This is a genomic window from Nocardioides sp. CER19 (assembly GCF_029846275.1).
Lineage (GTDB): Bacteria > Actinomycetota > Actinomycetes > Propionibacteriales > Nocardioidaceae > Nocardioides.
This window is the reverse complement of sequence record NZ_JARVWS010000001.1, coordinates 1,510,998-1,534,141: the sequence shown is the minus strand read 5'-3', so window position 1 is coordinate 1,534,141 and position 23,144 is coordinate 1,510,998. Positions and strand designations below refer to the sequence as shown.

Sequence of the window (23,144 nt, the reverse complement as noted above, 5' to 3'; positions counted from 1 at the left end):
GAGACGGAGGCCACAGGGTTAAGGTCCGCTGGTGACTTCGATCTCGGCGATGTCCCCGCTCCGTGAGCGACCCTTCCGGTGGTACTTCCTCTCCCGCTCCGTCAACCTGGTCGGCAACACCATGTCGCCGGTCGCGCTCGCCTTCGCGGTGCTGGCCGTCGACGACGGCACGGCGTCGCTCGGCATCGTCCTGGCGGCGTACACGGTGCCGCTCGTGGTCTTCCTGCTCCTCGGTGGCGTGCTGGCCGATCGCTGGGGACCGCAGCGGGTGGTCCAGACGTCGAACGTCCTCGCCGGCCTCGTCCGCGGCGCCCTCGCTCTGCTCGTCGTCAGCGGTCACGCCGAGCTCTGGTCGATGGTCGTCCTCGCGGCGGCCAACGGAGTGGTCGTCGCGCCCGGACTGCCGGCGATGAACGGCATCGTCCCCCGGCTCGTGCCCCGCGACCAGCTGCAGCAGGCCAACGCGCTGCTCTCCCTGACGCGGGCGTCGCTGATGGTCATCGGGCCGAGCGTGGCGGCTGCGCTCGTGATCGGCGTCGGCTCCGGCTGGGCGCTGCTCATCGACGCGGCGACGTGGCTGGTCGCCGCGCTCCTGCTGCTGCCCGTCTCGCTGCCGCGCGGGGCTGCCACCGGCCGTTCGATGCTCGACGAGCTCGAGGAGGGCTGGCACTACTTCCGCACGACCACCTGGCTCTGGCTGGTGGTCGGGGTGTGCGGGCTGCTCAACGCCCTCGCCGAGGGCGGCCTGACGGCCCTGGGTCCCGTCCGCGCCCACGACACGTCGATCGGCGCCCACGGCTGGGGCCTGGCGATGTCCGCCCAGGCGCTCGGCGCGCTGGCCATGACCCTCGCGCTCATGAAGTGGCGGCTCGAGCGACCGCTCGTCGCCGGGCTGCTCTCGGGGGCACTCTTCGGGCTGCCGATGATCGCGCTGGGCGTCTGGCCCTCGACGGTCCCGCTGATGGTCGCCGCCCTCCTGTCGGGTATCGGCGTGCAGACGTTCAGCCTCGGGTGGCACGTCGCGGTGCAGGAGAACGTGCCCGGCCAGATGCTGTCCCGCGCCTACTCCTACGACCAGCTCGGCTCGATGGTCACGGTTCCGATCGGCCAGCTCGCGATGGGTCCGCTCGCCGAGGTCTACGGGATCGGCCAGGTCCTCACGGTCGCCGGGTGCCTCTACGTCGCCGTCTCGCTGCTGACCCTCGGCGCGGCGCCCGTACGCGCGCTCGCCCGCACGGCCACGGTGCCCGCCGCGACCTCCGTGGGCTGAGGGATTTCGCCATCCCGGTGGACCGGCGTAGGATTGCCATCAATACATAGTCTCCCTATGCATCGCGTACAATCTCATCATGCACTCGCAGCTGACCCACGCCTCCCTGGCCCTGAGCACGGACCTGGTCATCTACACGGCCCGTCTCGTGCGGTCGCTGCGTCGGAACATCGACGCTCCGGCTGGCGTTCGGGTGCTCTCCCTGCTCGACGAGCACGGCCCTCTCGGAGTGACCCAGCTCGCCAAGCTCGACCGCTGCTCCCAGCCGACGATGTCGGCCGCCGTGGCCAACCTGGCCGAAGCGGGCCTCGTGGCCAAGGATCCGAGCCCGGTCGACGCACGGAGCAGCGTGGTCAGCCTGACCCACGAGGGCAGCAACGTGCTCGCCACCCAGCGTGACGCCTGGGCGACGGCGATCACGGAGCGGCTGCGGGCGCACAACCGGACCCAGGAGGATCTCGCGACGGCCGTGTCCGTCCTGCGTGACCTGCTGGAGCCCGACCCGATGAGCGGCGCGAACAGGGGAACCCGACCCGAGAGGATCTGATGGCCGCCGCCGCCAGTACCAGTCACTCGCCCGCCTCCGTCCAGGAGACCGGTTCGTTCTTGAAGCAGCCACGCGCCGTCTGGGCGGTCGCGTTCGCCTGCGTGATCTCGTTCATGGGCCTCGGCCTCGTGGACCCGATCCTCACCTCGATCGCGCAGGACCTGCATGCCACCGCCGGCCAGGTCTCGCTGCTGTTCACCTCCTACATGGCCGTCACCGGCGTGGCGATGCTGATCACCGGCTTCGTGTCCAGCCGGATCGGTGCGAAGAAGACGCTGCTCGCCGGCCTCGTGCTCATCGTGGTGTTCTCCGCTGTGGCTGGGGCCATGGACAGCATCGGCGGGATCGTCGCGGCCCGTGCCTTCTGGGGCCTGGGCAACGCCCTCTTCATCGCGACGTCACTGGCCACGATCGTGACCCTCGCCGCGGGCTCGCTGAAGCAGGCCGTCCTGCTCTACGAGTCGGCGCTCGGCATCGGCATCGGGCTCGGCCCGATCGTCGGCGGCCAGCTCGGCGGGATCTCCTGGCGCGCCCCGTTCTTCGGTGTCGCGGTCCTCATGTGCATCGCACTGGTCGCCACGATGGTCTTCCTCCCGTCGATCCCCCCGCAAGGTCCGAAGACCTCGGTCGCCGACCCGATCAAGGCGCTGAAGTACCCGGGCCTGCTCGTCGTCGCGCTGACCTCGCTGCTCTACAACTTCGGCTTCTTCACCCTGATGCTGGCCGCGCCGTTCCCGCTGCAGACCAGCGCCTCGAACGTGGGCTGGATCTTCTTCGGCTGGGGCCTGCTGCTCGCCTTCTTCTCGATCTGGGGCGCGCCCTGGATCGAGTCGAGGATCGGCACCGTCGCCACCATCGTCGTCGCCCTCGTCGGCTTCGCGGCCCTGCTCGCCATCATGGCGATCTGGACCGACCACAAGCCCGTCATCGTGGTCTGCGTGATCCTCGCCGGCGCGTTCCTGGGCATCAACAACACGGTCATCACCACGCTGGTGATGGGCTCGGCCCCCGTGCCGCGGCCGGTCGCCTCGGCGGCGTACTCCTTCGTGCGCTTCGCCGGCGCCTCGGTCGGCCCGTACCTCGCCGGCAAGCTGCTCGAGCACAACATCCACGCGCCGTTCTGGATGGGCGCGGGTGCGACCTTCCTGGCCGTGGTCCTGCTGCTCAGCTTCAAGCGGTTCGTCCCCACCACGACCGACACCCCGTCGCACGGCTCTGCCGAGGAGGCCGAGGACGTGCTGGTCGGCGACGCCGACTGATCGTCCCGCTCCAGCAGGCGGCGAGGTCGCCCTGGTCGAGTTCACGGCCAGGGCGACCCGGGTGTCGCCGGAGGAGGACGTCAGGACGTCTTGCGGGTCGCCCACTCGCGGATGCGGTCGATCCGCGTCCGGAGCTGGTCGGCGTTCGCCACCGCCGCCGCGGGGCCGCCGCACTCCTTGCGCAGCGCGGCGTGGGTGATGCCGTGCGGCTGCCCGGTGCGGTGGTTCCAGGCGGCCACCAGCCCGTTGAGCTCGCGCCGGAGGACGGCCAGCTGCTCGTGGGTGGAGACGTCCGCGAGGGAGTCGGCGGCACGCTCGCGCGCCTCCTCGGACGTGGTTGCGCGCTCCTTCTGCTGCTTGGCACGATCCGACTGCCGCTGCCGGAGCAGCTGCTTCATCGACTCGGGGTCGAGCAGGCCCGGGATGCCGAGGAAGTCCATCTCCTCCTCCGAACCGACGTGCACCTCCCCCGCGTGGCCGAACTCGCCGCCGTCGAACAGCACGCGATCGAAGCGAGCCTCGGAGCCGAGCGCCTCGAACGGGAGCCCCTCCTCCTCGGCGCTGGCCGACTCGCTCGCGTTGGCCTGCGCCATGAGCGCGTCCTCCGCGGCGAAGATGTCGCCCTCGTCGGTGATCTTCTTGCCGAGGACGTGGTCGCGGGCCACCTCGAGCTCGGCGGCGAGCCCGAGCAGGCCGGGCACGGACGGCAGGAACACGCTCGCCGTCTCACCACGCGACCGGGACCGCACGAAGCGGCCGACGGCCTGCGCGAAGAACAGCGGGGTCGAGGTGGTGGTCGCGTAGACGCCGACGGCCAGACGAGGTACGTCGACCCCCTCGGACACCATCCTGACCGCGACCATCCAGCGGCTGTCGTCGGCGCTGAACGCGGCGATCTTCTTCGACGCCGCCTTCTCGTCGGAGAGCACCACGGTCGGTGACTCGCCGGTGATCTCCTTGAGGGTCTTGGCGTAGGAACGCGCCGAGTCCTGGTCGGTGGCGATGACCAGCGCACCCGCGTCGGGCACGTGCCGGCGTACCTCGGAGAGCCGCTTGTCCGCGGCGGCGAGGACGGCCGGGATCCACGACCCGCGCGGGTCCAGGGCGGTGCGGAGCGCCTGCTGGATCATGTCCTTGGTGAGCGGCTCGCCGAGCTGCGCGGCGATCTCGTCGCCCGCGCGGGTCCGCCAGGTCATCTGGCCGGAGTAGGCCATGAACAGGACCGGGCGCACGACGTGGTCGCGCAGCGCCTCGGCGTAGCCGTAGGTGTAGTCGGCCACCGACCGCGGGATGCCGTCGTCGCCGGGCGCGTAGGTGACGAACGGGATCGGGTTCACGTCCGACCGGAACGGCGTGCCGGTCAGCGCCAGCCGCCGCGCGGCCGGCTCGAACGCCTCGCGCACGCCCTCGCCCCACGAGAGCGCGTCGCCGGCGTGGTGCACCTCGTCGAGGATGACGAGTGTCTTGAAGCGCTCGGTGCGGATCCGCATCGCCAGCGGGTTCACCGCGACGCCGGCGTAGGTGACCGCGATGCCGAGGTAGTCGGCCGAGGTCTTGCCCTGCCCCGCCGAGTAGTTGGGGTCGATCGGGATGCCGGCGCGGCTGGCCGCCTCGGCCCACTGGACCTTGAGGTGCTCGGTCGGCGCGACGATGACGATCCGGTCGATCATCCGGCGACCGAGCAGCTCGCTCGCCACCGACAGCGCGAACGTCGTCTTGCCGGCGCCGGGCGTCGCGACGGCGAGGAAGTCGCGCGGCAGGTCGGTGAAGTAGCTCGTCATCGCCGCCTGCTGCCAGGCACGCAGGGACGTGGCCGTGCCCCACGCCGCCCGCTCCGGCCATGCCGGAGGGAGCGCGTTGGGGGCGGCGGCGTCGGTCGGGCGCCCGCCCGTCACTCGCCGGAGCCCGAGTCGCCGTCGCCGGGGCCCTCGGAGAGCCCCTCCCAGATCTCCTTGCACTCCGGGCAGACCGGGAACTTCGTGCCGTCCCGGCTCGGGACCCAGACCTTGCCGCAGAGGGCGACGACGGGCGTGCCCATCACCATGGCCTCGGTGAGCTTGTCCTTCTCGACGTAGTGCGAGAACCGGTCGTGGTCGCCGTCGTCGGTCGGAACGGTGCGTTCGTCCTCCCGCACCCGCTCGTCCAGGGCGGTTCCGCCCTTGTCACCGAAGCCCAGGAAACCCATGCGCCAACCCTAACCCGCGGGCTAGTTCAGGTCCGGATCGACGGGCCGGGTGGAGTGCCAGGCGAGCTCGCCGGGCTGGCGACGGAGGACGTCACGCCACAACAGCTCGGTGTCGCCGCGGAAGGCGTCGAGCGCCTCGCTCGGGACCACGTACCAGCTGCCCTCCTCCACCTCGGTCTCCAGCTGACCGGGCGCCCAGCCGGCGTACCCCGCGAAGATGCGCAGGCGGGAAAGGCTGCCGGCGAGGAGCTCGGCCGGCGTGTCGAGGTCGAGAAGACCGAGGGAGCCGCGAACGGTGCGGAAGCCGACGGGCACGTCGGCGGGATCGCGCAACAGCGCGACGGCCAGCGCGGCGTCGGTGCCGACCGGGCCGCCGTGGAAGAGGACGTCGGGCTCGGCGACGGCGCCGCTCCACTGGTCGAGCACCTCGGCGACGGTGACCGGCGAGGGCCGGTTGAGCACGACGCCGAGGGCGCCGTCCTCGTCGACGTCGAGGAGCAGGACGACCGTGTCGGCGAAGTTGGGGTCGAGGAGGATCGGCGTGGCGACGAGCAGCATCCCGGCCGCGAGACCGGCGGGCCCTCCCTCGTCGCCTGGCATGCCCCCATCATGACCCAGGATCCGAGTGGTGGCGAGGACGGACAGCGACCCCGGCCCCGGCGCTGAGGGAGGGAGGGATTGCGCCGGCGACCGGGGTCGCGGATCGGGGTGCCGTCAGGCGGCGAGGACCGCACGGATGCGGTCGAGCAGGCTCGGGCGGCCCGCGCCGAGCTCGGGCGGGACCGGGACGTACGACGCCCGGGCGCGCTCCTCGATCCGCTCGCCGACGGGGACGGCCCGCTCGTCGGCGACCGACGCGTGACCGGCCATCACCGCCAGCAGCATGTGCTCCTTCGCACGCGACTTGCTGATCGCGTGCGCCATCTCGGCGTCGACGGGCTCGGCGCGGTAGGCGTCGAGGATCGCGCGGACGCCGGGCAGCTCGTCGGCGACGCCGTGCCACGCGTGGACGACGGCGGACTCGAGGTCGAGAGGCTGGGCCATGAGCTCGCGCTCGATGCGGCCGGCGAGCCGGGTGTGCCACTTCAGCTGGAGCGTGCAGAGCAGGTCGAGCTCGTCGTCGAACGTGGCTCCGACTCCGTCGACGTCCGTCGGGAGTCGGCCGTCGAGGCGCGCGTTGGCCACGTCGATGACGTTGCGGAGGATCTCTCCACGGTTGTGAAAGGACGTCCAGGTCATGGTCGCGCTCCTTCTCGGGGACACTCACATACCGTGAGTACGTACCCAACGTACGCGACATACCCACAGTACGGAAAGCACCGTTCGGAGTGATCCGGGCCACGAGGCGGTCGTCACAACGATCTAGACTCCGCCGCGTGAGCAAGCTCGTGCCGAAGGTTCCGCCCCTGCCCGGCGCGAGCCGTCGGCAGCAGTACTCCGCCAGCACGAAGCGGGCGCTGCTCGAGGTCGCGGAGGGGCTGTTCGCCGAGCACGGCTACGCGGGGACGTCGCTCGATGCCATCGTCGCCGGCGCCGACGTCACCAAGGGCGCCCTCTACCACCACTTCAGCGGCAAGCAGGCGCTCTACGAGGCGGTCTTCGAGCGGGTGGAGTCGGAGTCCGCGCGCCGGATCCACGAGGTCACCACCGGCATCAAGGACCCGTGGGAGAAGGCGCAGACCGGCCTGCGCGGCTTCCTCGACATCGTCCGCGACCCGATCTACCGCCGCATCGTGATCCAGGACGGCCCCGCCGTGCTCGGCTACGAGCGCTACCGCGAGCAGGAGGAGCGGTCGAGCTTCGGCGTCGTCGAGGAGATCGTCCGCACCGTCCTGACCGTTCCGGGCGCCCAGGTCGACGACGACATGATCGCGACGTTCGCGCGGATCTTCTTCGGCGCGCTCTCGTCCGCGGGCGAGTCCGTCGCCGCGTCCTCCGACCCGGAGCTCGCCACACTGCGCGTCGAGGCGGCGCTCAGCTTCATCCTCACCGGCATCCAGTCGCTGGCCGAGCAGGGCATCCACATCGCCTCGCCCGAGCCCGACTGATCGGCCGGTCGCCTCCCTGGGGAGAGCGCGCCGCGACACCGCCGGCGGTGCTCGCCCCGCCGGCCCGCCGGACCTGTCCGTGGGCGCCGTCGCGCGGACGAGCGGATGACCTCGACAGCATCCGCGCCATCGGAGCGGAGGCCGTCGGCGCGCGCCATTGGCGCACGATCCATCCATGACATAGGCTCGCAAACCGGACGATCTACGGCATTGGAGGGATCATGACGGAAAATCTTCGCCAGCACCCCGCCTGGTTGCGCCTGCGCGACGCGGTCAGCGAGTTCCGCGGCCACCAGCAGCCCGACGGCTCGGCACCTGAGGCACCCCTCGGTCTGGTCGAGACTATCCGGGGAGCGGTCGCCGAGCTGGCGCCGTACTTCCCGCACGACGAGGCCTACCTGGCCGCGGTCGACAAGGACCTGGCCCGCTGGGCCGACGCCGGCCTCGGCGTTCCCGACTTCCTCGACTCGCTCTCCGAGTTCCACCCGTCCCGGGGGCGCGCGGACGGTCGCGGTCACCTGGTCGTGTTCCCGATGTACACGCAGAACGGCAACCCGGACCGCAACCTCGAGGCGCTGCTCATCCACGAGGCGTGGCCGGCCTGGCTCGCCGAGCTGGAGGCGACGCGCTACGACAACCCGATGTTCGTGCCGATCCGCTTCGACGACTTCACCGCCGGCTACGACACCCACTCGGCGGTGCTCTTCCCCGAGACCGTCGTGGTGCGCGAGACGCCGGCCTCCTACACCTGGGGCGGGATCTTCTGCGACCGGGAGGCCGCCCGCTTCCGCCAGGTCAGCAGTGCGGCCGCCGACATCCTTCGGCTCGAGCTGCCCGAGGAGGCCCGCGAGCTCCTCGCCGACCAGGCGCGGTGCGAGGAGGCGTTCGTCCTCTGGGACCTCATCCACGACAGGACGCACAGCCACGGCGACCTGCCCTTCGACCCGTTCATGATCCGGCAGCGCCAGCCGTTCTGGATGTACGGCCTCGAGGAGCTGCGCTGCGACCTGACCGCGTTCCGCGAGGCGGTCACCCTCGCCGACGAGGGGCTGGCCCAGGCCGAGGACGTGCAGTACGCCGTCCTCTTCGACCGGCTCTTCCGCTTCCCCGTCACCGGCAACCGGGTCCGCAACTACGACGGCCTCGGCGGCCAGCTGCTCTTCGCCTACCTCCACAAGAACGACGCGGTGCGCTGGACCGACAACCGGCTCACCATCGACTTCGACCGCGCCCGCGAGCTCACCGCGCGCCTCGGCGAGGAGATCCAGCGGTTCTACCGCGACGGCATCGACCGGCCGAAGGTCGTGCACTGGATCGCGGGGCACGAGCTGGTGTCGACGTACCTCGCTCCGCACCCGGGGTCGAAGTGGGCGCGTGCCCACGAGACCCTCGACTTCAGCGTCCCGCCACGCCAGCTCGTCGACGACGTGCTGCCGGACGAGTTCCCGCTGAGCATGTTCTACGAGACGCTGGCCAAGAAGCTGGGTGGGGTGGTCGAGTCGACGCGTGGCGTCACCGGCAAGATGACGGCATGACGATCCCGGTCCGCCACGATCCCTCCCGCATCAGCTTCGCCAGCGACAACTACGCCGGGGCCCACCCGGAGGTGCTCGCCGCGCTGGCCGCTGCGAACGGCGGCCACCAGAGCGCATACGGCGCCGACGCCTACACCTCGGCCCTGCCGGAGGTGTTCGCGCCGCTGTTCGGCGACGGGATCGAGGTCTACCCGGTCTGGAACGGCACCGGCGCCAACGTCGTCGGGCTGATGTCGCTGACCGACCGCTGGTCGGGCGTGATCTGCAGCGACGTCGCGCACATCAACACCGACGAGTGCGCGGCGCCCGAGCGGGTCGGCGGCCTCAAGCTCATGACGGTGCCGACCGAGCACGGCAAGCTCACGCCCGAGCTGGTCGCCCGCGAGGCCCGCGGCTTCGACGACGAGCACAGGGCCAAGCCGGAGGTGCTCTCGCTGACCCAGAGCACCGAGCTCGGCGCGGTCTACACGGTCGACGAGGTGAAGGCGCTCGCCGACTACGCGCACGGCCTCGGCATGAGCGTCCACATGGACGGCGCCCGGATCGCGAACGCGGCGGCGGCCCTCGACGTACCGGTGCGGGCGTTCACCCGCGACGCGGGGGTCGACGTGCTGTCCTTCGGCGGGACGAAGAACGGCATGGTGTTCGGCGAGGCGATCGTCGTCCTGAACCCCGAGCGGGTGCGCGGCGTGCTCTACCTGCGCAAGCTGGCGACGCAGCTCAGCTCCAAGACGCGGTTCGTCTCGGCCCAGCTCGAGGCCATGGTCGCCGACGACCTGTGGCTGCGCAGCGCCGCCCACGCGAACGCGATGGCCACGCGACTGGCAGCCGGCGTCGCCGACATCGACGGCGTGGAGATCACCGCGCCGGTCGACGCGAACGCGGTGTTCGTGCGGCTGCCCCGCACGGTCGTCGACGCGGTCCAGCCGCACTTCCCGTTCTACCTGTGGGACGAGTCGGACCCGCATCGGCCGGTGGCACGGTGGATGTGCAGCTTCGACCTCACCGAGGACGACGTCGACGCGTTCGCCGACGCCGTCCGCAGCGCTGCCTCGTGATGCTCACCTGATCGTCAGCTGGGGTCCGTTGTCGGGGACCAGCTCGATCCAGGTGTGACCCGCCGGGACCTTGAGCGGGCCCGTGGCCGTCTTCAGCTCGAACGAAGAGCTCGCGTTGCCCTTGCTCCAGGTCGCCCGCACGAGCTTGCCGCCGTGGAACAGCAGCGCCTTCCCGGAGCGGTTGTCCAGCTGGATCTCCGGCACGTGGTTGCCCGCGGGGTCGAGGTAGCCCGCGTCGCCGATGTGCGCGCGGATCACGAGCACGTTGTCGGCGGCGAACGCGTCACCCTTCTTGGCGTAGGAGTTCGTGTTGACGTAGTGCCCGCCCTGGAAGGCCCACTTGGTGGTGTGGAAGCCGCCGAACGGGACGTCGACCTGCGTCGCGGCTTGGCCGCCGGCCGGGAAGTCCGCCTCGGTGCCCCACGGCAGGTAGTTCTTCGGGGTCCGGGCCGCCTTCGTCTTCGCCAGGGTCGCGGTCTGGTCCAGGTGGTCGAGCAGGTGGTACCAGCTGGGCGACGTACGGGAGTTGTCGCGGAAGAAGCCCTTGGCGCCCTCCTCGATGAACTTGACGCCGGCGCCGTTGACCCGGGCCTTCGTCGGACCGGCCATGCCGCTCGTGACGACCGTGGCACCGGCGGGCGAGACGACGCTGATGTCGCTGGCCCGCATCGAGCGGACCGGGCCGACGGTCTTCGGCAGGCCGGAGTAGAAGAAGGCCGCGAGCCGGGTGGCGGCGCCCTCGACGAGCTCCTCGACCACCATGTCGGCCGAGCCGAGCCCGAGCTGGGGGGCGCTGTTGTCGGTGTTGTCGATCTTCACCACGAACACCGGATGGTTCTTCGCGACCGAGGTCCCGGCGGGTGCCTGGACGCCGGTGAGCGGCCAGTACTGCGGCGGCGGCGGGGTCGTGGGCGAGGTCGAGGCACCCGGCTTCGCGGCCGACTTGTTGTCGTCGTTTCCACCGCCGCACCCGGCCAGGACGAGCCCGGCGGCGAGGAGGGGCGTGAGGGTGCGAGCCAGGAAACGGCTCTGGGTGCGAGTGCGCACGAGGGCTCCGATCGGGTGTGGTGCGAGTCCAGCGGTGGCCGCTGTCAAGTGTGCGTCAGTGGTCGGGGGGCGTCCGGAAGGCGCGCGGGGCGTTCAGCCGAGCGTCGCGCCGCCGTCGACGAACAGGGTCTGGCCGGTGATGTACGACGACTCGTCGCTGGCGAGGAACGCGGCGGCGGCCGCGATGTCCTCGGGGAAGCCCACGCGCTTGACCGGGTTGTGCTCGGCGCTGAGGCGGCGGAACTCGTCGACGTCGAGGTTGAGCCGCGCGGCCGTCGCGTCCGTCATCTCGGTGGCGATGAAGCCGGGGGCGATCGCGTTGACGTTGACGCCGAAGGGTCCGAGCTCGATGGCCAGGGTGCGGGTGAAGCCCTGGATGCCCATCTTGGCGGCGGAGTAGTTCGCCTGGCCGCGGTTGCCGAGGGCCGACGTCGAGGAGACGTTGACGATCTTCCCGTACTTCTGCGCGACGAAGTGCGCCTGCGCGGCCTTGCTCATGAGGAACGCACCCTTGAGGTGCACGCCCAGGACGAGGTCCCAGTCGTCCTCGGTCATCTTGAAGAGCAGGTTGTCGCGGGTGATGCCGGCGTTGTTCATGAGGATGTGCAGGCCGCCGAGCTCGTCGACCACACGCGCGATCGCCGCGTCGACGTCGGCCGAGCTGGCGACGTCAGCGCCGACACCGACGTGCTTGGCCCCGCCGGAGACAGGCAGCTTGCCGGCGGCCTCGGCGGCGGCCGACTCGTCGAGGTCGATGACCGCGACCGACGCACCCTCCTCGGCGAACCGGGTGGCGACACCGAGGCCGATCCCCCGCGCCGCACCCGTGATGACGGCGACCCGCCCGTCGAAACGCCCCATGATTCCTCCGCTCCTGGTGTCCGGACCGGCGGCCACTCTAGATGACGTTCGGTCAGCCCTCCGCCAGGGCGGCGCGCAGCCGGCCGGCGTACTCCTCCTGCTCGTCGTCGGACGCGTAGCGCGTGCGTGGCCAGAAGAAGCCGCGCAGCCCGTCCCCCTTGGTCCGCGGCACCACGTGCAGGTGCAGGTGCGCCACCGACTGGCTGACGGTGTTGTTGACGGCCACGAAGCTGCCCTGGGCACCCAGCCCGGCGACGACCGCCGCCGCCAGGCGCTGGGCGTGACCGAGGAAGCCGTCGCGCAGCTCGCCGGGCAGGTCGGGGAGGGTCACCACGTGTCGGCGCGGCACGAGCAGCGTGTGGCCCTTGAAGACCGGCCGGTGGTCGAGGAAGGCGACGAAGTCGTCGTCGGCGAGCACCGTCGCGGCCGGGGTCTCCCCCGCCGCGACCGCGCAGAAGAGACAGTCGGCCATCGCGCCATCCTCCAGGGTCAGTCGGGCAACGGCACCCGGAGGAACCGGGGCCGGTAGCGGCGCGGATCGTCGAGGATGCGCGCCGGATCGGTGTTGTTCTCGCTGTAGGACACCACGACGGTGCCCGGCTCGGGCAGCAGGTCCGGGTGTGCGAGCGGCATGTAGCGCAGCGTGCCGCTCGTCGCCTCCGACGGGATGTGGGCGACCACCGTCGCGTCACCGAACGGCCCGGTCGGCGACGACGCCGTCCAGACGGTGAGGTCGGAGCCGAGGAACTCGCCACGCTTGCTGACGGCGTACCAGCGCCCGTTCCGCTCGAACACGCTGAGCGTCTGGGACACGCTGTCGCCGGCCGGCAGGAGCTGTCGCGCGGACGCGGGGTCGCGGCGCCACCGGCTGCCGTCCCAGTAGCGCCAGCGGCCGGGGTCGAGCAGGTCGTCGACCCGGGTGCGCGCCACGCGGAGGGAGAAGCCGCCGGCCGTCGCCCGCTGCGGACGGGCGGTGCCGTAGAGGTAGACCCACTCCCCCTCCACCAGCGCTGCGGCTCCCCACATCGGCCGCGTCGTGTCGGGACTGTCCGGTCCCAGGTCGCGGACGCCGAGCAGCTGTGGGACCCCGCCGCGCGGCACCAGGAGGATGGCGGTCGCCGGCCCGAGCGCCTCGAAGTCGAAGACACCGCTGCCGGTGGTGTGCACCCGCTGGAGGCCGATGCCGACGAGGTCGTAGCCCGGGCGCTCGACCCGCGCGACCGACATCGGCCAGTAGCCGACGCCGTCCGGCCGGTCAGGGACGAGGGCGCCGTGCCCGGCGGGCAGGACGACCTGGGCGCAGCCCGGCGCGATGACGAGCATGGAGTTGCGGACGAAGCCGGCCTGGCCGCCGGGCCGGGCACGGAGGGTGTCGCCGAAGACGTAGAGGTCGCGACCGTCCTGCAGGCGGACGCTGGCACCCACGTCCCCACCGGCGAAGTCGGGTCCGCCGCGCACGGTGTCGACGAACCTGTTGAGGTCGGTGACGCTCGCGATCGGCCCGGTCGGCAGGCAGCGCGTTTCGCTCGCACCCTCGACGAGGGGCGCGGCGTCGGACGTGGAGCGGCTCGGCACGACGTAGGAGACCCCGAGCAGGACCGCGGCGACAGGCAGCACGATCGCCAGGACGCGCACCCGCCACCACGCCGTCGAGGTCCCCGCCACGGCACTAGTGTGACGGCTGTGTCCGACCGCCCGCTGTTGCCGGCCCGGCTGGCGATCGGCCTGTTCCTCCTCGCCGGCCTCGCCCTGCCGCTGGCCGCCACCGTCCATGCCGGCGTGAGCGGTCCCGAGCTCCACGGCGAGGTCGTCGCGGTCGCCGGCCCTGCCGTCGTGGCCCAGGCTGCTGTCGACCGCGCGAACGCCATGTCCGACCGCCCCGTGCACGCGCGTGTCGTCGAGTCGCCCGACGGTCTCGAGCCGGACGAGCGCGCAGCCCGTGCCGAGGTGAGCAGCGGCGCCGCCGCGGCCGCCGTGGTCATCGACCTGCGCCGGACCGCCGACACGCTCCTGGTCGCCGGTTGGCTCCCCTCCGACGTGGCGCGGCAGCTGGCGTCGGACGCGGCGGCGGTCAGCGCGAGCTACGGGCGCACGCTGCACACGGTGCGGGTGTCGCCCCCACGCCCCGGATCACCCCACCTGCCCGCCCGGCTGGTCGCGCTCCTCGTCGGCGTCGGGATCGCGCTCGCCGCGGCGCTCTCGGCCTGGCGCGGACCCGTGGCGGCCACCACCGCCCGCGGCGCAGCACGGCTCTCGGGTACGGCGGCCGCGGGCTGCGCGGTCGGAGCCGTCGTGGCGGCGCTGGTCGACACGGGCCGGCCGCTGGTCACCGCGCTGGTCTGCGCCGCGGCCGTGTCGGTGAGCGCCTGGCTGGTCCTGGCGGCCGAGTCACTGCTCGGCCTGGCCGGGCTGGGGCTCGCGACCGGCCTGCTCCTCGGCCCCGTCGTCCCGCTGCTGAGCGGCACCGATCCGGCGTACCTGCCCTCGCCCTGGTGGCAGGTGGACCGCCTCGCCCCGCAGCAGGCCACGCTCCGGCTGCTGCAGCACGACCTCATGGGCATCGACGTGGCCGCCGCCAGGTCCTGGCTGCTCCTGCTCGCCTGGGCGGCGATCGCGGTCCTGACGCTGGTGGCGTCGCGGCAGGAGCGGCCCGCTACTCGCACACCCTGAGCCCGCACGCGACGACGATCGGGCGCGACGCCCCCGGCGGGACGGCGTCGAAGTGCTGGGTGTCGCCGAGACCGTAGGTCCAGTGCAGCCCGTGGCTCGCCATGATCCGCACCACGACGTGGGCGCTGCTGCGCCACGCCACGCGCGGGTGGGAGTGTCGCTGCCACCAGCGGTTGGGGACGGTCCCCTGGCGCGAGCGGTAGGGGTTCTCCCAGGTGTTGAGGTCGATCGCCGTTCCGTAGGAGTGCGGGGAGAGCGTGCGCGGGTTGCCGACGACGCCGCGACAGTTGAAGCCGGAGGTGTTGCCGGCCTGCATCGACTTGTAGTCGTCGGCGCCGTGCAGGCGGCCGGACCAGCCGAACCTGTCCTCGCGCACCATCGATCGGAGCGGGAGCCGGTGCGAGTAGAGGTCCGAGAACGCGGCGGCCACCTGGGCCGCGACGCTGGCGGCGACGACGATCTCGCCCCGGCGGCGGTAGCCGGTGTAGTCCCAGTAGTTGACCCTGATCAGCCGCAGCGCCGTACGGCCCACGGGGCAGCCGGAGTGCCAGGTGCGGCCGACCATGCTGCGCCACACGTCGTCCGGGACGGACGTGACCACCGCATGGGGCCCGGCGCCGACGGCGTGCGGCTGGACCGGGAGCCGTCGCTTCGGCGTCGGGGCGCGACCCGGCAGCCGCACGGGTGGCCCCGGTGGGCGGTTGTCGAGCGCGTAGACGCCGCTGCTCGCGCCCGTCACCCAGGGCAGCGTCGGGGCGATCGCCCGCCAGCGCGTGTCGGCGCGCGGCGTCGAGGTGTACGTCGCCACGCCCTGCGCGTCGGTGAGGAGGACCGCGGCGGTGCGCCAGCGCCACTGCACGACGCGCTTGCCCTTCCGCGTCACGACCTGCCGCTCGGCGACCTGCAGGGTCACCCGCCCGCTGACCGCCTCGCCGCTGTCGGCGCGCCAGGCGACCCTGACGCGCGTGGACTGCTCGTCGACGACGCGGCCGGGCCCGGTGACCGTCACCCGGCTCGTGCGCCGGCGCAGCGGGATCACCACGAGGACCTGTGCGGCCGCGTGCGTCTCGTCGCCGGCGAAGCTGAGCCGGACCGTGTTGTCGGCCGGAGTGCGCGACGCGGCGACGGTCGCCCGGCCGGCGCCGGCAGCGTCGGTCGTGACGGTTCCGACCGGCTGCCAGGCACCTGCCCGCTGCCGCTCGACGGTGACCGGCTGGCCCGCGAGGGGCGTCGCGGGATCGCCGGTGGTGAGGGTGAAGCCGATCGACGCCGGCTGGCCGGCGTACGTCGGGGGCGGGGCGGTGGCGGTCAGCACGCTGACGGCCGGAGCCGCCGGGTCCGCCGACCAGGCCGGAGCCGACGACATCCCGAGAACGACGGCGATCAGGCCGACCACGACGCGGCGCATGGGTCCAGTGTGCACACGTGGATGACGCCGCGGCGGGTGCCGCGCGTGGCAGGGCGCAGGTTCTCGGAGCGATCCGGGGCGTCAGGCGGGCTGCAGGCGCGCCGCACGGTCGGCGCGGCCGACGGTGACGATGGCCGCGAAGACGACGGCCCAGCCCACGAGCACGTCGGTCACCCAGTGGTTGGCCGTCCCGATCACCACGATCGCCGTCATGAGGGCGTAGGCGTAGCCGAGGACGTGGACGATCCGAGAGCGCATGGTCGTCGCCAGGGCGTAGGCGACCCAGAGCGCCCAGCCGGCGTGCATCGAGGGGAACGCGGCCAGCTGGTTGGTGAGCCCGCCGAGCCCGCGCGGCGCGGAGGCGTCGGCGCCCCACCACCCGGCGTCGGAGTGCAGGTTGAGCAGGTCGGCGTACCCGGGCATCATCCGCGGCGGCGCCGTCGGCAGCAGCAGGTAGCAGGCGAGCGCCGCGAAGGTCGCCACGATGAGGACGCGACGCGCCGTCGGATAGCTGTCGGGGCGACGTACGAAGAGCCACCCGAGCACGGCCGCTGTCACGACGTAGTGGCAGCTGGCGTACCAGTAGTCACCGAAGACGCCCAGCCAGTCGTGCGAGACGAAGACCTGGTTGAGCGCCGACTCCCAGTCCAGGTCGAGCAGCGTCTCGACGTGGAGGATGCGGGTCGCACGCTGCGCAGCCGTGACGATGTCGTCGGCCGCGAGCAGCCGGCACCCGGTGTAGACCAGGTAGACGAAGGCCAGCAGGAGGACCTCCCGCAACGCCGCCGGGACGTACGCCGACCAGCGCGCGAGGCGGAGGCGCACGGACGATCGGCCGGTCGGAGCAGCGGGGACGACGGGGTCGCGTCGGTCGACGACGTCAGCTCGCACCTGCAAGACCGCTTCCCCCTCGAACCGCCTCGTACCCACCGTGCACCGACCCCGGGCCCACCTCCGCTGATGTGGAGAGGAACCTCCACATCAGCACGTCACTATAACGCGAACTGGAGGTGACACTCCACTTGGTAGCATGGGTCGCGTGTCACAGACGAGCCGCGAGCGGGTCCGCAGCGCCGACCCGGCCCTGCGGGCTGACGCGGCGCGCAACCGCGAGCGCATCGTCGAGGCGGCCTGCCGGCTGTTCCAGGAGCACGGCCTCGACGCCCCCCTCGAGGACGTCGCCCGCGAGGCGGGCGTCGGCATCGCGACGCTCTACCGCCGGTTCCCCACCCGCGGCGACCTGACCGCTGCCGTCTACGAGCGGATCATGTCCGACTACTCGGCGACGGTCGAACGGGCCGCAGCCCAGCCCGACCCGTGGGAGGGGCTGTCCGCTCTCGTCATCGGGCTGTGCGAGCTCCAGGCCTCCAACGCGGCGCTCCGCGACCTCGTCACGATGCGCGGCCCCGAGTCCATCGACCCCGAGCGCCAGTCGCTGACGCAGGGCCGCCTCGAGGCACTGGTCACCCGCGCGCAGGAGGCCGGCCGACTCCGCCCGGACGTCGAGGTGACCGACCTCGTGCTGGTGCTCCTGGGCAACGCCGAGATCGTGAAGCGCACGGCCGGGCAGGGCTCGGTCGCGTGGCGCCGCTACGCGGCGCTGCAGCTCGAGGCGCTGCGCAGCCGACCCGACCCTGCCGCGCTACCGCCGGCTGCGTCCGCCGAGCTCAGCAGGGGCGCCCTCGAGCGGACCACGCGGCACGGCTGACGCCGGCGGCCACCCTCAGAGCAGGCCCTGTGCCTGCTTCGCCCGCAGGACGCGCAGCGCTGCCGCGTCGACCCGGGCACGGAACCCGGGGCTGCGCTGGGCGCGCTTCAGGAGCGCCGCATACATCGCCGGGATCGGGCCGGCAGTCGTCACGAGCGCGAGGTCTCCCCCGGCGGCGACGAACCTGACCGCGCGCTGCCCGGGCGTCCAGCGGGCGACGGCCGCGGCGGTCAGGCTGTCGGAGACGACGACGCCCTCGAAGCCGAGGTCACCGCGCAGCAGGTCGTGGATCACCGTGCGGCTGAACACGGCGGGCGCGGTGCGGTCGATCCGCGGGTACGACGCCGACGACATCATCATGAACGGCACGCCCGCCGCCACGGTCGCCGCGAAGGGGCGCAGGTAGGCGTCGTGGCGCCGGGTCACCGAGTCGACGACCGTGGCGGTGTCGTCGGTGTTGCCGCGCACCCGTCCCAGCCCCGGGAAGTGCTTGGCTGCGGTCGCGACCTGCGCGTCGGCCATCCCCCGCACGAACGCCGCGGCGTGGGTCGCCACCCGGGCCGGTCGGTGCCCGAACTCCCGCTGCCAGCGCCCGATCGGCTGGTTGGTGCGGGCACCGCCGACCGGGACCGTGTCGGCGACCGGCGCCAGGTCGAGGTCGATCCCCGCCGAGCGGAGGTCGCCGGCCCAGCCGCGGGCGGCGGTGCGCAGCTCGCGCACGCTCCACCGTCCCTGGGTGAGCGCCGTCGGGATCGCGGCGAAGCCGGGACCCGTGAGGCGCTGCACGTGCCCGCCCTCCTGGTCGACGGCGACGAGCAGGCCGGCGGCCGACGGTCCGGCGCTGCGCCGCAGACCGCGCACCGTGCTCGCCACCGCGCGCCGCGAGGCGCTGGTGTTGCCCATGAGGATGACGCTGCCGACGTGGTAGCGGGCCAGCGCCCGGGTCGCCGCCGGGGACGGGCCGTCGGCCGGCGTACCGACCATCAGGAGCTGACCGACGCGCTGCGCCAGGGTCATGCCGGCCAGCACGCTCTCCGCCGTACGCGGGGCCGGAGCCGCGTGCGAGGGGGCGGCCGGGAGCAGCAGGAGGGCGGCGAGCACGACGAGGATCCGGGAGCGCACGAGGCGACCCTAGGGCCTGAGGGGACCTCCGCGAGGAAGACCTCGTGGACTGGCTGAGGTCGGGCCCCGAGCTGCCGATGCACGATGGTGACCGGACGCCGCCTCCCCGATCGAAGGGCCTCGCGATGAAGAAGCTGCTCGTCCTCCCCGCCGCCGTGCTCCTGCTCATCGCCGGGCTCGTCTCCCCCGCCGGCGCACGGACGACCACGCTCACCTGGCAGGGCTACAGCTGGGTCCCGCGGACCGCGCCGGGCAACCCGGGCGCGCCGCAGCAGTGGGCGGCGGCCAACGTCTCGATCGACGGCTCGGGCCGGCTGCACCTGAAGGTGACCCGCGACAAGAAGGGTCGCTACACGCAGGCCGAGCTCGACTCGACCCGCAACGGCTGGGGCTACGGCACCTACCGCTGGCGGGTCGACACCGACGTGAGCCGGCTGGCGCCGGAGTACGTGCTGGGGCTGTTCACCTACGGGACGGACCCGGCCTACGGCCACCGGGAGATCGACATCGAGGCGTCCGGCTGGGGCACCACCCCGATCACCTGGGACTACACGACCTGGGCGAACGGCCACGACGCCGTCGCGCGCACGACGGCCCCGACCGGCCCCAGCACACAGCAGATCGACTGGACGCCCGGGCAGATCACCTGGACGTCGTACGACGGGAGCGGAGCGGTGATGGCCATCGCGACCGCGATCGGCGCGGACGTGCCCGTGCCCGGCGACGAGAGCATCGGGATCAACCTGTGGGTGTGCGGCTGCGAGAGCGGCTGGAACCAGACGCCGGCGACCGAGGTGGTCCTCAGCGGGTTCGCGTTCACGCCGTTCCGAGGCTGAGGACGGCACGCTCACCCGTTCTGGATGACGCCGCGCCCGCCCGGGGCGACGAGGCTCGTCGGCGTGACCGTGGTGCCTCGCTGGGAGTGGCGGAGCTTCGGCGAGCACCTGGGCGAGTCGGGCACCGGTCTGGCGGAGCTACCCGTCCAGCAGGTCGTCGACAGCAGCGAGCTGTATCTCCTCGCCACCCCGGGCACCGACCTGGTCAAGGTGCGCGACGGGCTCATGGACATCAAGCACCTCCAGCGCGTGGGAGACGGCGGGCTCGAGCTGTGGAACCCGGTGCTGAAGGCCGCGTTCCCGCTCTCCGCGACCGACGTGGCGGCCGTCGCCGCGGCCTGGGGCGTCGAGGCGCCGACGACGATCGGCGAGCAGGGGCTCTCGCTCGACGGGCTCCTCGAGCACGTGGTCGCGCCCAACCCGCGGTTGCGCGCGGTGGAGGTGCGCAAGCACCGGCAGCGCTACCAGCTGCGCGGGTGCCTGGCCGAGGTGACCGACGTACGTACGGACCATGGCGCGACCCGCACCGTCGCGATCGAGTCGGAGGACCCCGCCGCGGTCGTCGCCACCCTCGCCGAGCTCGGGCTGGCGGGCCGCCCCAACGTCAACTACGGGCGCGGTCTCAAGGTCCTGGAGCACTTCGGGACCGAGCGCTTCGCGGTCATCGACGTCGGCACCAACTCGGTGAAGCTGCACGTCGGCGAGCGGTCCGCAGACGGTGCGTGGCGCCGGATCGCCGACCGCTCGGTCATCACCCGGCTCGGGGACGGCCTGCGGCAGACCGGGCGGCTGGGGACCGAGCCGATGGAGCGGACCGTCGACGCGATCGCGCAGATGCTCGAGGAGGCGCGGGAGGACGAGGTCGACGCGGTGGCGGCGGTGGGGACCGCCGGCCTGCGGATCGCGGAGAACGGCCGAGACTTCGTCCACACGGTGCGCGAGCGGTGCGACCTCCTGGTCGAGGTCATCTCCGGCGAGGAGGAGACGCGGCTGGCCTACCTCGCGGCGACCGCAGGGCTGCCCGCCACGGGGTCGCGGGTCGTCTTCGACACCGGCGGTGGCAGCTCCCAGTTCACGTTCGGGCACGGTGGCCGGGTCGACGAGATGTTCAGCGTGGACGTCGGCGCGGTGCGCTTCACCGAGCAGTTCGGCCTGGGCGACGCGGTGTCCGAAGCGACGCTCGCCGCCGCCCTCGCCGCGATCTCCGGCGAGCTCGGCCGCCTGGAAGACCGCGGCACCCCCGACGACGTACTCGCGATCGGCGGAGCCGCCACGAACCTCGCCGCCGTCAGCCACGCCCTGGCCGACTACGACCCTGACGTCGTCCAGGGCACGGTGCTCGACCTGGCGGAGATCGACCGCCAGATCGAGCTCTACCGCACCCGCCCGGCGGCCGAGCGGCGCTCGATCACCGGTCTGCAGCCGGCCCGCGCGGAGGTCATCCTGGCCGGGGCCTGCGTGGTGCGGACGGTGCTGGACAAGCTCGGGAAGGACTCGCTCACCGTGAGCGACCGCGGCCTGCGCCACGGCGTACTCGCCGAGCGGTTCGCCGCGACGGAGGTCGTCTAGAAGGGAACCCGCCATGACCACGACGCCGACCGCGCTGTTGCCCGACGAGCTGCTGCGGATGCTGGAGCTCGCCCGGCAGTCCGACAGCGTCGAGCTCAAGCTGACCGTGCCGCCCCACGCCTACCGGAGCGCCGCGAAGGCACTCGCGCTGGATCCGCTGGAGGCGCAGATCCGCCAGGTGTACTTCTTCGACACCCCTGATCTCGCCCTCAACCGGGCCGGCGTCGTCGTCCGCGCTCGGCGCGTCCAGGGACGCGACAGCGACTCGACCGTCAAGCTGCGGCCGCTCGTGCCCTCCGAGCTGGACCCGTCGCTGCGCTCGTCGCCGCAGTTCAACGTCGAGGTCGACGCCATGCCGGGCGGCTACATCTGCTCGGGCTCGATGAAGAACACCCTCTCCCCGACGGCGGTGCTCCCCTCGGTCTCGGGTGAGCGGCCGCTGCGCAAGCTGTTCTCGAAGGAGCAGCGGGCCTTCTACTCGGTCCACGCGCCCGACGGCCTCGAGCTCGACGACCTCGCCGTGCTCGGCCCGATCCTGGTGCTGAAGCTGAAGTTCGACCCGACCGACATCACCCAGCGGATCGTCGTCGAGCAGTGGATCTATCCCGACGGCTCGCGTGTGGTGGAGCTCTCGACCAAGTGCGCTCCCGCCAGCGCGCTCGACGTCGCCATCACCACCCGCACCTATCTCGAGTCCAAGGGCATCCCGGTGGGCGGCGAGCAGCAGACCAAGACGAAGACGGCCCTGGAGTTCTTCGCCGCCGAGCTCGCCTCCGCCTGACTCAGTCGAGGTCGAACTCGTTGCCCTCGACGTCCTGCATCACCAGGCACCCACGAGCCCGGTGTCGACCCGAACCTCCTCGGCACAGGCCGACCGCACAAATGGACCCGCGGGATGTCGACGGGGCTCGACGCGCTCAACCGCCCGCGTCGAGGCGCGTTCGCACCATCCGGGGGGCGCCCGGGACGACGTTCATCTCCTCACGGGAGACGGGGTGCGGCGGCAGCGGAGTACGAGGCATGGTCAACGTGATCTCGGCACCGCCCTCGGCTGCCCGCCCGGCGCGGATCGTCCCGCCGCGCGACTCGGCGACCTGTCGCACGAGTTCGAGCCCGAGCCCCGTCTGCCGCCGCACGTCCATCTGCAGCGTCTCGATGACCCTGGGTTCGAGGTTGACGGCATCGACGACGTCGTCGGCCAGACCCGGCCCGGAGTCGGCGACGCCCAGCTCGACCGTGTCGCCAGCCCGTCGGGCGAACACGCGCACCGTGTCGTCGACATCGGTGTAGCGGAGGGCGTTCTCGACCAGCGTGTCCAGGCACATGCGGACCCGCTCGCGCGAACACGTGAAGGTGCCGACGTCCGAGTCGACCACCCAGTTCCGGGCCGTGACGTTGCCCCACCGCGTCACGACCTCGTCCACGAGAGCGTCGACGTCCACCGCTCGTCGCTCCTGGTGGTCAGAGACGGCGAGCGTGCGTACGAGGCGCTCCCCCACCCGCTCGAGGGTCCCGAGCTCGTCGTCGATCACGCTCAGATCCTCGTGCTGCTCGCCGGTGAGGTCCTCCTCCTGCAGCAGGCTGACATACCCCCGCGCGATGGTGAGCGGTGTCCGCATCTCGTGCGAGTACATCCGCGAGAGGCGCTCCCGTTCCTCGTGGCGCACGCGCTCCGCGTCGGCGAGGATGCCGAGCTGCCGCATGCTCTCCACGCGGCGGGCGACGTGCCAGGCCATGACGAACGCCATCAGGGCCATGAGCGGGATCTCCGCGGTCTCCTGCCAGCCGATCACCCCGTCGGAGGCGCGACCCACGAGGACCGCACCGCTCGCGACGGCGTAGACCGCCGTGGACAGCAACGTCACCGCTGGTGGCCACAGAGCGAAGCCGTAGCTCAGGCAGAGGGTGATCCACCCCAGGTGGAAGGGGATCGTCTCCTCCCCCGGCGATGCCGCCATGAGAGCGCAGCACAGGACCGCGAAGAGGCTCCACGGAACGAAGAGGGCGGGTGGACGCCACAT

Annotated in this window: 23 protein-coding genes; 11 read left to right on the top strand and 12 right to left on the bottom strand. The window is 72.4% G+C overall.

Annotated elements, in window-relative coordinates:
- Positions 1-31: 31 nt before the first annotated feature.
- From QDS12_RS07545 to QDS12_RS07535, 3 genes are all read left to right on the top strand, one after another.
- Positions 32-1,270, top strand: a complete 1,239-nt coding sequence (locus tag QDS12_RS07545) for an MFS transporter (protein WP_279878156.1) — start codon at positions 32-34, stop codon at positions 1,268-1,270.
- A gap of 79 nt (positions 1,271-1,349) precedes the next feature.
- The gene (locus tag QDS12_RS07540; RefSeq protein WP_279878154.1) at positions 1,350-1,817 is read left to right on the top strand and encodes a MarR family transcriptional regulator; all 468 of its coding nucleotides are present in this window, start codon (positions 1,350-1,352) and stop codon (positions 1,815-1,817) included.
- 59 nt (positions 1,818-1,876) lie between these two features.
- The gene (locus QDS12_RS07535) at positions 1,877-3,076 is read left to right on the top strand and encodes an MFS transporter (RefSeq protein ID WP_279878153.1); all 1,200 of its coding nucleotides are present in this window, start codon (positions 1,877-1,879) and stop codon (positions 3,074-3,076) included.
- 80 nt (positions 3,077-3,156) lie between these two features.
- Here QDS12_RS07535 and QDS12_RS07530 read toward each other — a convergent pair whose 3' ends face one another.
- From QDS12_RS07530 to QDS12_RS07515, 4 genes are all read right to left on the bottom strand, one after another.
- On the bottom strand, positions 3,157-4,971 hold the full coding sequence (locus QDS12_RS07530; protein ID WP_279878152.1) for a DEAD/DEAH box helicase: 1,815 nt from the start codon (positions 4,969-4,971) through the stop codon (positions 3,157-3,159).
- Positions 4,968-5,261: a DUF3039 domain-containing protein gene (locus QDS12_RS07525; protein ID WP_279878151.1), complete on the bottom strand. Its 294-nt coding sequence runs from the start codon at positions 5,259-5,261 to the stop codon at positions 4,968-4,970. Before QDS12_RS07525 ends, QDS12_RS07530 begins: the two co-directional genes overlap by 4 nt.
- Positions 5,262-5,282: 21 nt before the next feature.
- On the bottom strand, positions 5,283-5,861 hold the full coding sequence (locus tag QDS12_RS07520) for a YqgE/AlgH family protein (protein WP_279878150.1): 579 nt from the start codon (positions 5,859-5,861) through the stop codon (positions 5,283-5,285).
- A gap of 114 nt (positions 5,862-5,975) precedes the next feature.
- The gene (locus tag QDS12_RS07515; RefSeq protein ID WP_279878149.1) at positions 5,976-6,500 is read right to left on the bottom strand and encodes a hypothetical protein; all 525 of its coding nucleotides are present in this window, start codon (positions 6,498-6,500) and stop codon (positions 5,976-5,978) included.
- Between the two features lie 137 nt (positions 6,501-6,637).
- Here QDS12_RS07515 and QDS12_RS07510 point away from each other — a divergent pair, with 137 nt between their 5' ends.
- From QDS12_RS07510 to QDS12_RS07500, 3 genes are all read left to right on the top strand, one after another.
- Positions 6,638-7,309 carry a TetR/AcrR family transcriptional regulator gene (locus QDS12_RS07510; protein ID WP_279878147.1) on the top strand — a complete coding sequence of 224 codons (672 nt, stop codon included), beginning with the start codon at positions 6,638-6,640 and terminating at the stop codon, positions 7,307-7,309.
- Positions 7,310-7,530: 221 nt separating this feature from the next.
- Entirely contained in the window at positions 7,531-8,844 is a 1,314-nt protein-coding gene (locus tag QDS12_RS07505; RefSeq protein WP_279878144.1) for a DUF6421 family protein, read from the top strand.
- Positions 8,841-9,902 (top strand): beta-eliminating lyase-related protein, encoded by a 1,062-nt coding sequence (locus tag QDS12_RS07500; RefSeq protein ID WP_279878143.1) that lies wholly within the window; start codon positions 8,841-8,843, stop codon positions 9,900-9,902. Before QDS12_RS07505 ends, QDS12_RS07500 begins: the two co-directional genes overlap by 4 nt.
- A 3-nt stretch (positions 9,903-9,905) precedes the next feature.
- On the opposite strand, the gene QDS12_RS07495 is transcribed toward QDS12_RS07500, so the two are convergent.
- From QDS12_RS07495 to QDS12_RS07480, 4 genes are all read right to left on the bottom strand, one after another.
- Positions 9,906-10,949 carry a DUF3048 domain-containing protein gene (locus tag QDS12_RS07495; RefSeq protein WP_279878142.1) on the bottom strand — a complete coding sequence of 348 codons (1,044 nt, stop codon included), beginning with the start codon at positions 10,947-10,949 and terminating at the stop codon, positions 9,906-9,908.
- Positions 10,950-11,042: 93 nt separating this feature from the next.
- Entirely contained in the window at positions 11,043-11,810 is a 768-nt protein-coding gene (gene fabG / locus QDS12_RS07490) for a 3-oxoacyl-ACP reductase FabG (protein WP_279878140.1), read from the bottom strand.
- 52 nt (positions 11,811-11,862) lie between these two features.
- Complete coding sequence (locus tag QDS12_RS07485) at positions 11,863-12,282, bottom strand: HIT family protein (protein WP_279878139.1); 420 nt, start codon at positions 12,280-12,282, stop codon at positions 11,863-11,865.
- A 17-nt stretch (positions 12,283-12,299) separates the two neighbouring features.
- Complete coding sequence (locus QDS12_RS07480; RefSeq protein WP_279878138.1) at positions 12,300-13,475, bottom strand: DUF4185 domain-containing protein; 1,176 nt, start codon at positions 13,473-13,475, stop codon at positions 12,300-12,302.
- An 18-nt stretch (positions 13,476-13,493) separates the two neighbouring features.
- Here QDS12_RS07480 and QDS12_RS07475 point away from each other — a divergent pair, with 18 nt between their 5' ends.
- Positions 13,494-14,480 (top strand): hypothetical protein, encoded by a 987-nt coding sequence (locus QDS12_RS07475; protein ID WP_279878137.1) that lies wholly within the window; start codon positions 13,494-13,496, stop codon positions 14,478-14,480.
- Here the strand turns inward: QDS12_RS07475 and QDS12_RS07470 are convergent.
- A complete protein-coding gene (locus tag QDS12_RS07470) occupies positions 14,464-15,888 on the bottom strand; it encodes a M15 family metallopeptidase (RefSeq protein ID WP_279878136.1) in 1,425 nt (474 codons plus the stop codon). The genes QDS12_RS07475 and QDS12_RS07470 overlap by 17 nt on opposite strands.
- Positions 15,889-15,969: 81 nt before the next feature.
- A complete protein-coding gene (locus tag QDS12_RS07465; RefSeq protein ID WP_279878135.1) occupies positions 15,970-16,713 on the bottom strand; it encodes a phosphatase PAP2 family protein in 744 nt (247 codons plus the stop codon).
- A gap of 214 nt (positions 16,714-16,927) precedes the next feature.
- Between QDS12_RS07465 and QDS12_RS07460 the strand changes: the two genes are divergently transcribed.
- Entirely contained in the window at positions 16,928-17,596 is a 669-nt protein-coding gene (locus QDS12_RS07460; RefSeq protein WP_279878134.1) for a helix-turn-helix domain containing protein, read from the top strand.
- Between the two features lie 15 nt (positions 17,597-17,611).
- On the opposite strand, the gene QDS12_RS07455 is transcribed toward QDS12_RS07460, so the two are convergent.
- Positions 17,612-18,718, bottom strand: a complete 1,107-nt coding sequence (locus QDS12_RS07455) for a glycoside hydrolase family 3 N-terminal domain-containing protein (RefSeq protein ID WP_279878133.1) — start codon at positions 18,716-18,718, stop codon at positions 17,612-17,614.
- A 125-nt stretch (positions 18,719-18,843) separates the two neighbouring features.
- Between QDS12_RS07455 and QDS12_RS07450 the strand changes: the two genes are divergently transcribed.
- From QDS12_RS07450 to QDS12_RS07440, 3 genes are all read left to right on the top strand, one after another.
- The gene (locus QDS12_RS07450) at positions 18,844-19,554 is read left to right on the top strand and encodes a glycoside hydrolase family 16 protein (RefSeq protein WP_279878132.1); all 711 of its coding nucleotides are present in this window, start codon (positions 18,844-18,846) and stop codon (positions 19,552-19,554) included.
- 63 nt (positions 19,555-19,617) lie between these two features.
- Positions 19,618-21,123, top strand: coding sequence for a Ppx/GppA family phosphatase (locus QDS12_RS07445; RefSeq protein WP_279878131.1), 1,506 nt, complete (start codon positions 19,618-19,620; stop codon positions 21,121-21,123).
- Between the two features lie 13 nt (positions 21,124-21,136).
- Positions 21,137-21,904: a hypothetical protein gene (locus QDS12_RS07440; protein ID WP_279878129.1), complete on the top strand. Its 768-nt coding sequence runs from the start codon at positions 21,137-21,139 to the stop codon at positions 21,902-21,904.
- A 136-nt stretch (positions 21,905-22,040) separates the two neighbouring features.
- Here the strand turns inward: QDS12_RS07440 and QDS12_RS07435 are convergent, their stop codons facing one another.
- The gene (locus QDS12_RS07435) at positions 22,041-23,144 is read right to left on the bottom strand and encodes a HAMP domain-containing sensor histidine kinase (RefSeq protein WP_279878128.1); all 1,104 of its coding nucleotides are present in this window, start codon (positions 23,142-23,144) and stop codon (positions 22,041-22,043) included.

Bases quoted from the DNA above. Each gene is read 5' to 3' on its own strand.
- QDS12_RS07525 (WP_279878151.1), bottom strand. From the start codon at position 5,261: ATGGGTTTCCTGGGCTTCGGTGACAAGGGCGGAACCGCCCTGGACGAG.
- QDS12_RS07435 (WP_279878128.1), bottom strand. From the start codon at position 23,144: ATGTGGCGTCCACCCGCCCTCTTCGTTCCGTGGAGCCTCTTCGCGGTC.
- QDS12_RS07485 (WP_279878139.1), bottom strand. From the start codon at position 12,282: ATGGCCGACTGTCTCTTCTGCGCGGTCGCGGCGGGGGAGACCCCGGCC.
- QDS12_RS07470 (WP_279878136.1), bottom strand. From the start codon at position 15,888: ATGCGCCGCGTCGTGGTCGGCCTGATCGCCGTCGTTCTCGGGATGTCG.
- QDS12_RS07520 (WP_279878150.1), bottom strand. From the start codon at position 5,861: ATGCCAGGCGACGAGGGAGGGCCCGCCGGTCTCGCGGCCGGGATGCTG.
- QDS12_RS07500 (WP_279878143.1), top strand. From the start codon at position 8,841: ATGACGATCCCGGTCCGCCACGATCCCTCCCGCATCAGCTTCGCCAGC.
- fabG (WP_279878140.1), bottom strand. From the start codon at position 11,810: ATGGGGCGTTTCGACGGGCGGGTCGCCGTCATCACGGGTGCGGCGCGG.
- QDS12_RS07450 (WP_279878132.1), top strand. From the start codon at position 18,844: ATGAAGAAGCTGCTCGTCCTCCCCGCCGCCGTGCTCCTGCTCATCGCC.
- QDS12_RS07505 (WP_279878144.1), top strand. From the start codon at position 7,531: ATGACGGAAAATCTTCGCCAGCACCCCGCCTGGTTGCGCCTGCGCGAC.
- QDS12_RS07540 (WP_279878154.1), top strand. From the start codon at position 1,350: ATGCACTCGCAGCTGACCCACGCCTCCCTGGCCCTGAGCACGGACCTG.
- QDS12_RS07515 (WP_279878149.1), bottom strand. From the start codon at position 6,500: ATGACCTGGACGTCCTTTCACAACCGTGGAGAGATCCTCCGCAACGTC.
- QDS12_RS07440 (WP_279878129.1), top strand. From the start codon at position 21,137: ATGACCACGACGCCGACCGCGCTGTTGCCCGACGAGCTGCTGCGGATG.